The organism is Methylobacterium sp. E-066, assembly GCF_022829635.1.
Taxonomy (GTDB): Bacteria; Pseudomonadota; Alphaproteobacteria; order Rhizobiales; family Beijerinckiaceae; genus Methylobacterium.
On the sequence record NZ_JAKSYO010000148.1, the window covers coordinates 1 to 2,004 of the forward strand.

Below are 2,004 nucleotides of genomic sequence, written 5' to 3' on the forward strand. Positions count from 1 at the left end.
AGCAACCGCTGCGGATCTGAGACCCTGAAAAGCCAACAGCCCCTTCCCGGCAAGGAAGAGGCTGCTGAAATTCCTGGGGCCTGGTGGGGCCGCGTGACTGCTCCCCACAAGCCACATGATTCCCTCGGGAGTCAAGACGGAACCCGCTTCCGTCAACGGGAAGGCTTTGCCTGGACCCTAGCCGCGGCCCGTGAGGGACCGGGTTCGATGAACTATACCGATGAGATCCGCCGACAGGTGGAGGCGGCCCCGCGCGCCGCGTTGCCGGCTGTCACGGCTGCGCTCTGGCGCGCCTACAGCGAGGGGAAGGTCACGGAGGCTGAGGCCGAGGCGCTGTCCGGCCTGATCGAGGCGAGAACATTGTCCACGGGTAGACCGCGGTCCGAACAGACCCCGAACCCAACAGAAACCGTCACACCCCAAACAGGGGATCCCACCAAGAACGTATCAGGTCTCACGGGAGCCCCCAGGAGGCCCGGCGTCGGCTCCAGGCCACGCACGGACGCCTCAATGGAGCGCCGCCGCCGCTGGGCCGCCTCTGGCCGCATGCCGCAGGCTATCGTCGCCCGGTTCACCTTGGCCGAGCAGGCCGTGCTCTCCCTCGTGGCTGCCGAGGTCGCCCGCCGGAAGGACTGCCGGCTGTCGATCGAGAACATGGCCGCCGTCGCAGGCGTGTGCCGCTCGACCGTGAAGAATGCGATCCGCGAGGCCGCACGGTTGGGCCTGCTGACCGTCGAGGAGCGCCAGATCACCGGCTTCCGCAACGACACCAACATCGTGCGCATCGTCTCGCCAGAGTGGCTGGCATGGCTCCGGTTGGCCCGGAAGGGGAATACCGCCTGGCCTACCTCTGCCCAAGGGGAGGGTCGTCACGGTCCCACCTTCCAAAGGGGAGGGGTCAAAAGCGTGACCAGCACGCCTACTGAAGTTCCAGATCTGGGGAAAACGAGACCAGCGGAATCAAAGAAGGGTTGCCGACAAGCGGCTGGCGACCTCGACCGATCAGGCCAGACAAGAATCCGCGCGAGCGGTAGGGCCGGCCGAGCCATGCGGTGAGGGTCTACGATCGGACGGTTTGCCGAACGGCGCTGGGCTCCAGGCGAGGTTTATCGACTGTCGTGCGACGCTCCACATGAAACTATTTGAGCATTCTGCATCATCAGTGCGCACGAGCACGATTTTAACCGTGTTCGGCTTGCGAAGATTCCGGATCATCCTGGCCTTGAACTGTTTCTTGCCCAAACCAGTTCTGAGAGGATGTTACAGCGTAGTCCCGTCTTTGTAGGCGATCTGAAGCCTGTGGGTGCTGCCCGGCCACTCATGGTCGTAAGGCCTAGCAGCCACCTATCATCTTGGGCCACGATCTCGATTTCCTGCCTCTCTACCCTCACACTGATTGCCGTCAGCGCGGCCTGGCTTGTTCCGCGCAGCAGCTGGATTTCGCTGACGTCGCCGCGTCGCACGACATCTGTCGTGCCCGTCGAAGCTTCGACACCCGCTATCTTTCCGTCGTGGGTCGAGGTCCCGCACCTGACAGGACCACTATCAACCGGGGACTATCCGGATGTTTCGCCGTCTGCAGACGGACTACGCACCTTCCTGGATCCGCACCCGGCGGACACGGCGGAGCAGCCGGGATTCCTGCCGCCCCGCGTCAACCCGCGCCTGCCGCTGATCGGCCGCGCGCCCCTCGACGCGGCGCGTCTAACGCACGAACAGTCGCCCGTTTGGAATGAGCACACCGAACGCCGGGATGGCGGGACATCGGTTCCGCCGCCCGTGGTAGCGACGCTCGAACCGGATGTGCCGCAACAGTCGCAGAATCGAGCCGGGACGGGGCCGACCCCTGCGCCGATCCTGCCACCCCGATCGGCGCAGATGCAGACCCCGACCGAGGTCCTCGGTCGTCCCGCACCGACGATCAGCGCTGTGCACCCGCCCGGACGCGTGGCGACGCTCAACCCAGATCCTGCGCGGCAGGTGGTGGATCGAACGAGCCCGATC

Annotated in this window: 2 protein-coding genes; both read left to right on the forward strand. The window is 65.3% G+C overall.

Going from position 1 to position 2,004, the window contains the following annotated elements; genetic code table 11:
• Positions 1 to 207 precede the first annotated feature (207 nt).
• The gene (locus tag MKL20_RS20595; RefSeq protein WP_244038234.1) at positions 208 to 1,056 is read left to right on the forward strand and encodes a helix-turn-helix domain-containing protein; all 849 of its coding nucleotides are present in this window, start codon (positions 208 to 210) and stop codon (positions 1,054 to 1,056) included.
• A 417-nt stretch (positions 1,057 to 1,473) separates the two neighbouring features.
• Positions 1,474 to 2,004, forward strand: a 531-nt coding sequence (locus MKL20_RS20600) for a hypothetical protein (RefSeq protein WP_244038235.1), incomplete at its 3' end; no start/stop codon positions are given.

What these genes read in the sequence shown, in the direction of transcription:
- MKL20_RS20595 (WP_244038234.1), top strand. Translation starts at nt 208, where the DNA reads ATGAACTATACCGATGAGATCCGCCGACAGGTGGAGGCGGCCCCGCGC.